Origin of the sequence: Delftia sp. ZNC0008 (genome assembly GCF_000799035.1) — a bacterium.
Lineage (GTDB): Bacteria > Pseudomonadota > Gammaproteobacteria > Burkholderiales > Burkholderiaceae_C > Comamonas > Comamonas tsuruhatensis.
Genome location: NZ_JTKZ01000786.1, coordinates 1 through 5765, shown reverse-complemented (window position 1 = coordinate 5765; position 5765 = coordinate 1). Strand labels below are relative to the sequence as shown.

Sequence of the window (5765 nt, the reverse complement as noted above, 5' to 3'; positions counted from 1 at the left end):
CCGCGTAGCCTGCTCGAATGCGCGCGCGAGTGCCTGGGCTGAGGCTGGGCAGCCGGTGAACCCCCGGTCCCGACGCTGGAATGCCCCAGGTCGCCGACAATGGCGGCTTTGCGCGGCGCGCCTTTTGCGCTGCGGTTTTCCAAGGCCTTTGCCATGAACATCACCAAAGACACCGCCGTCACCATCAACTACAAGATCACCGACAAGCTGGGCAAGCTGCTCGACAAGGGCGACGTGGCCTATCTGCATGGCGGCTACGACAACATCTTCGCCAAGGTGGAAGCCGCCCTGGACGGCAAGGCCGTGGGCGACACGCTGACCGTGGACCTGGCCGTGGAAGACGCCTTCGGCGCGCGCGACGAGAGCCTGACCCGCACCATCCCCAAGGGCGAGTTCCCACCCGGCGTGAAGGTCGGCGGCCAGCTGCGCGGCACGGATGACCAGGGCCAGCCCCAGATCTACCACGTGGTCAAGATCAAGGGCCCCGTGGTGCTGCTGGACGGCAACCACCCGCTGGCCGGCATGGCGCTGCACTTTGCCTGCAAGGTCACCGAAGTGCGCGCGGCCAAGCCCGAGGAAATCGAGCACCGCCACGTGCACGGCGGCCACGGCCACCACCATTGAGAGGCAGGGCCGGGTACACCCGGTCCGCACGGCCCCGCAGAGCACAAAGGCCGCCTGGCATGCCCGGCGGCCTTTGTGTTTCCGACTAGACCGCCTCCAGCGCCAGCAGCGCCGTGGCGGTGTTGGAGATCGGTATGTGGTAGTTGCCGTGCACGCGGCGCACGCCGGGCGCAGCCGCGGACAGGGCGCCGCGCATGGCCAGCCACATCAGCAGTTCCACGCCCTGGGTGCCGGTCTTTTCCACGAGTTCATGCACGCTGAACTGCGTGGCCCATTCGGGATTGGTGGCCATGCTTTCAAGGAACTGCAGGTCGAAGGCCTTGTTGATGAAGCCCGCGCGCTCGCCATCGAGCTGGTGCGACAGGCCCCCTGAGGCAATGACGGCCACGCGCTGGTCGCTGTTCCAGCGCGCAATCGCCCGGCCCACGGCCTGGCCCAGCGCATAGCAGCGGCGCGCCGAGGGCAGCGGGAACTGCACGGTATTGATGCACACCGGCACGACGGCCACCGGGCAGTCGCCCTCGGGCCAGAACAGCTTGAGCGGCAGCGTGCAGGCATGGTCCACCAGCATCTCCTGGCAGCTGACCACATCGAAGTCCTCGCCCACCAGGGACTCGATCAGGTGCCATGACAGCTCCGCGTGGCCGCGCAGCGGTGCCAGCGTGGGAATGCCCCAGCCTTCGTCGGCGTTGCAGTAGCGCTCGGCCGCGCCCACGGCGAAGGTGGGCATCTTGTCGAGGAAGAAGTTCAGGCCGTGGTCGTTGTAGAACATCACCACCACGTCGGGGCGCTGGGCGGCCAGCCATTCGCGGATGGGCGGGAAGCCGTCGAAGAAGGGCTTCCAGTAGGGCTCGTTCTGCAGGCCCTTGTGGATGGCGTTGCCGATGGCGGGAATGTGCGAGGTGCCGAGGCCGCCGATGAGATGTGCCATGGTGGGTGTCTCCTGTACTGTGTCTTGCGTATGGTCTGTGGCGGGGCTCAGGCGTGCGAGCGCAGCAGGGCCTGGAATTCGGCCTTGGTCATGCCGGTCTGCTGGGCGCCTATGTCCTGCATGTCCAGGTGGAAGATGCCGGCCAGCTTGGCCAGGTAGTAGGCGTTGCCGCCGGCCGCGATCATCTGCAGCACGTTGCGCGCGCGCACGGCCTCGGCCTGCTCCTGGTTCAGCCCGTAGCTGCGCATATAGGCCTCCTCGTCGGCCAGGAAGGCCTGGCGGTTGGCCAGCTCGTTGAAGGAAAAGCACATGCTGTTGAGCGCATAGCCCTTGCGGGCCTGCCTGCCGTCGAACAGGGTGGTGCCGGGAATCTGCGGCTGATCGGCCATGTTTTGTCTCCGGTATTTGCGTTGGATCAGCGGCAGTGTCCGGCGCGCGTTGCCAAAGATAAAGCGGCGGCCAATCATGGAATGCATGAGACAAATCGATGGATCGCAGCTCGATGGCAGGCTGCTGCAACTGCTGCTGGCCGTGCTGGAGACCGGCAGCGTCACGGCGGCGGCGCAGCGCCTGGGCGTGACGCAATCGGCCGTCAGCCATCTGCTGGACAAGCTGCGCGCCATCACGGGCGACCGATTGTTCGTGCGGCAGGGGCGGGGCATTGCGCCCACGGCCCATGCGCTGGCGCTGCAGGACCCGGCGCGCGAGCTGCTGCGGCAGATGCAGCAGTTCGGCCAGGGGCCCAGCTTTGACCCCGCGCACTGGCGTGCCGAGATCACCATTGCCGCCAACGACCTGCAGCGCGAACTGCTGCTGCCCGCGCTGGCCCGGCGCCTGCGCTCATCCGCGCCCGGGACGGTGCTGCGCGTGATCGACAGCGGCGCGCCGGATGCCGAACTGCTGCGCTCGGATGCCTGCCTGCTGGCCATCAGCCCGCGCCCGCCCGATGCCACGGACATCGTGCAAAAGCGCCTGTTCAGCGATGAGTACGCAGTCTTCCATGACAGCGCCGTGCGACAGCCGCCGGCCAGCCTGGCCGACTATCTGCACGCCGACCACGCCACCGTGGCCTATGCCGACCGCCAGGCGCTGGACCTGGACCTGCAACTGCAGGCGCGCGGGCTGGAGCGCCGCTTTGCCGTGCGCGTGCCGGGCTTTGCGGCGCTGGCCGCCTTTGTGCGCGGCACGCCGCTGCTGGCGACGGCGCCATCGCTGCTGGGCCGCACGGCCCTGTCATCGCTGGCCAGCGTTGCGGTGCCCGTGGACTGCCCGCCGCTGCCCATGTTCATGATCTGGCACGCGCGCCACCAGGCCGATCCCGCCCATGCGTGGCTGCGCGGGCAGTTGCAGCAAGTGGTGGCGCAGGCGCTTGGCGGCGCCGAGCCGTCAATGCCTGCGAAGCAAGGCGCGGCGCAGCAGGCGCGCGGCGCGGTTGCGGATCTGGAAGGGGCTGTGGCTCACGGCCGGGCTCACGCGGGCGCGTGAGCAGGCGGCCAGGAAGTCGCGCAGCAGCACGCTGTCATCCAGCGTGCTGGTGTCGGGGTTGCGGAACTGGAATTCGGGGTGCCACTGCGTGGCCGCGATGTAGCTCTTGAGCGTGCCGGGCTTGCGGAAGATGGCCTCGGGAATGCGGTCGGGCAGGCTCCAGGCCTCCACATCGAACTCGGGCGCCACGTCCTTGATGCCCTGGTGGTGGATGCTGTTGACGCGTGCGCGGTCCAGCGTGGGATACAGCGCCTCCAGCCGGCTGCCGGGCACGATGGCGATGTCGTGGTAGTGGCGGTCGTACTCGGTGGGATTGCGGTGCAGCTGCGAGCCGGGCACCTGGGTCTCGATGTCTTGGTAGAGCGTTCCGCCGAAGGCCACGTTGATCAGTTGCAGACCGCGGCAGACGCCGAAGATGGGCTTGCCGGCCTGGGAAAACGCCTCGACCACGGCCAGGTCGTAGAGGTCGCGCACGCGGTCGCCCAGCCATTCGGGGCGCATGGGTTCCTCGCCATAGCTGCCGGGCCAGACGTCGGCGCCGCCATGCATGACCACCCCATCCAGCCACTCGGCATAGTGCTCCAGCGTCACGTCGCCGCGTGCGGTCTCGCCTGTGGGGCAGGGCACCATCACCACCATGGCGCCGGCCGACATGATCCAGTGCGCTATCGATTGCTCCACGTACTGCAGCGTCTTGCCCGTGAAAAGCGGACGCTGCGGGTCCGCATGGGAGAAACAGGCCGAAAGGCCGATCTTGAGGCGGCGTGAGGCAAGTGGGCTCATGGGGTGGTGGGCAAGGGGAAAGTCCTGATGGTCACGTTGTAAGCCCAATCGTGCCTGCGACCTGTAGGAAGGGGTTGAACGCCCGCGACCGGCGCAGGGCCATCACCGCAAATAGGTGTAGGTGAATGCAAGAGTTGTCTTGAGGCATCTCAAGCTTCTTCAGCGCGCTGAACCCGGCGTCGCCCCTCTGGGTGTAGCCTGTAGGCAGGGTGGGGACTGCGGATGCTGCAGTGCGAAAAACCTGACGACGCAGGGTGCGACTTGCTGTGCAGGCAGCCCGCATGGCGTTACGATGGTTTCGCCAGTTCATCAATGGCCCCGACAACCCCGCCGCGCCGGTGGTGCGGCTTTTGGCGACTAGGAGGATATGCATGCAAGTTCAGGTTCATGCCGACGATTCGATCCAGGGTGGCGAGTCCTTGGCGCAATGGGCGCAGGAAGAAATCAACGCCAAGCTGGCGAGATTGAAGGACTATGTGGTGCGCGTGGAGGTGTTCCTCACGGGTGTCGATGCGCTCAAGACTTCGGGGGCTCCCGGCAAGCGCTGCGTTCTGGAGACCCGGGCCAATGGACGCCCGCCGATCGCCGTGAACGCCGAGGCCGAGAAGGTCAAGGACGCCTTCAACGCCGCCATCGATAAGCTGAAGCGGGCGGTGGAAACCGATCTGGGCAAGCTCAAGGACAAGCATGGCCGCGAGAGCGTGCGCGGCGTGGAAGATGGCACCGAGGTGGATGCGGCCAGCCCGGCCTGACCCTCGAAACTCCCGCAACATCAACGGCAAGGCGCCCCTTTCGGGGCGCCTTTTTGCTGGGGCGGCGATCGCCGCGAAGGCTGCGGTACGGCGCGTTTCAGCGCGAGGCGCGCAGCACCACGCCGTCCAGCGAAGGCGCATGCAGCGGCGCCAGGGGCGAAGCCAGCGGCGGTCCGAAGCGGCGCGCCGCAGTGGCGGGCTGCCGGGTCTCGGCCTCCCACTGCGCGCGGGCCTCGGCGATTTCCTCTCCCGTGCGCGCCACGAAGTTCCACCACAGCAAGATGGCTTCATCCATGGGCTCGCCGCCAATGACCAGCAGGCGGCTGCCGGGCGCCGCTTCGATGGCGACCGAGGGCGTGCCCAGGGGCAGGTAGAGCAATTCCTCCACCGGCAGCGGCTGGCCGTTCACGCGCACGTCACCTTCCAGGCTGAGCACGGCATGCTCGAAATCGGCGCGCAGCGGCAACGTGGCGACGGCATTGGCGCTGCGTGCGCTGTCCGCATGCAGATCCACGCTCATCAGGGGCGTGTGCACCTCGGCGGGCGACGTCAGGCCCAGCGCCTCGCCGGCCAGCACCGTGGCCGTGAAGTCCCCCACCGTGGTCCTGGGCAGCTCGGGGTAGTGCTGGAAGCGAGGCGGACCGTTGCGGTGCGATTCGGGCAGCGCAATCCACAGCTGGGCGGCGTGGATGTGCGAGGGCGTCTGGCTTTCCTCGGAATGGGCGATGCCGTGGCCTGCCGTCATCAGATTGACCTGTCCGGGCCGGATGATCTGGGTGTTGCCCAGGCTGTCGCGGTGCAGCACTTCGCCGCGGATCATCCAGGTGAAGGTCTGCAGGCCGATATGGGGATGCGGGCCGACCTGCATGCCGGGCGGCGCGGGATCGGCGGGGCCGGCGTGGTCGAGAAAGCACCAGGCACCGACCTTGCGCAGGGCGCGCTGCGGAATGGCGCGCTGAATGGGAATGCCGCCCACGTCGGCGGTGCGGGTGGGAAGGTGCTGGGGCTGGGAGTTGGGTGGGGACGTGTCGGACATGGGCGGATCGGCCTGGTTCGTGGGGGAGGCCACCAGTGTCGTGCAGCTCGGCGCAGCAGGCAAACCAGGATCGCAGATATTGGGCCTGTTCGCTGACAGCGCATTCTCAGGAACATTGTTTACATTCGAGGAACGGCCCGGCGCCCGTCCTTTT

7 protein-coding genes are annotated in these 5765 nt (G+C 67.6%); 3 read left to right on the top strand and 4 right to left on the bottom strand.

The genetic code is table 11. The annotated features are described in order from the left end of the window. Positions 1-153: 153 nt before the first annotated feature. On the top strand, positions 154-624 hold the full coding sequence (locus L995_RS25375) for an FKBP-type peptidyl-prolyl cis-trans isomerase (RefSeq protein ID WP_034399899.1): 471 nt from the start codon (positions 154-156) through the stop codon (positions 622-624). Between the two features lie 85 nt (positions 625-709). Here the strand turns inward: L995_RS25375 and L995_RS25370 are convergent, their stop codons facing one another. Beyond that, a complete protein-coding gene (locus L995_RS25370) occupies positions 710-1555 on the bottom strand; it encodes a class III extradiol dioxygenase family protein (protein WP_047474107.1) in 846 nt (281 codons plus the stop codon). A 47-nt stretch (positions 1556-1602) separates the two neighbouring features. Then, positions 1603-1944: a protocatechuate 4,5-dioxygenase subunit alpha gene (locus L995_RS25365; protein ID WP_016449852.1), complete on the bottom strand. Its 342-nt coding sequence runs from the start codon at positions 1942-1944 to the stop codon at positions 1603-1605. A gap of 76 nt (positions 1945-2020) precedes the next feature. On the opposite strand from L995_RS25365, the gene L995_RS25360 reads away from it, so the two are divergent. Further along, entirely contained in the window at positions 2021-3040 is a 1020-nt protein-coding gene (locus tag L995_RS25360) for a LysR family transcriptional regulator (protein WP_047474106.1), read from the top strand. Here the strand turns inward: L995_RS25360 and L995_RS25355 are convergent. After that, the gene (locus tag L995_RS25355) at positions 2942-3823 is read right to left on the bottom strand and encodes a gamma-glutamyl-gamma-aminobutyrate hydrolase family protein (protein ID WP_012202849.1); all 882 of its coding nucleotides are present in this window, start codon (positions 3821-3823) and stop codon (positions 2942-2944) included. The two genes, L995_RS25360 and L995_RS25355, sit on opposite strands and share 99 nt — an antisense overlap. Before the next feature lie 371 nt (positions 3824-4194). Here L995_RS25355 and L995_RS25350 point away from each other — a divergent pair, with 371 nt between their 5' ends. Then, a complete protein-coding gene (locus tag L995_RS25350; RefSeq protein WP_016449850.1) occupies positions 4195-4575 on the top strand; it encodes an HPF/RaiA family ribosome-associated protein in 381 nt (126 codons plus the stop codon). A 97-nt stretch (positions 4576-4672) separates the two neighbouring features. On the opposite strand, the gene L995_RS25345 is transcribed toward L995_RS25350, so the two are convergent. Further along, positions 4673-5611 carry a pirin family protein gene (locus L995_RS25345; protein WP_016452068.1) on the bottom strand — a complete coding sequence of 313 codons (939 nt, stop codon included), beginning with the start codon at positions 5609-5611 and terminating at the stop codon, positions 4673-4675. Positions 5612-5765 lie beyond the last annotated feature (154 nt).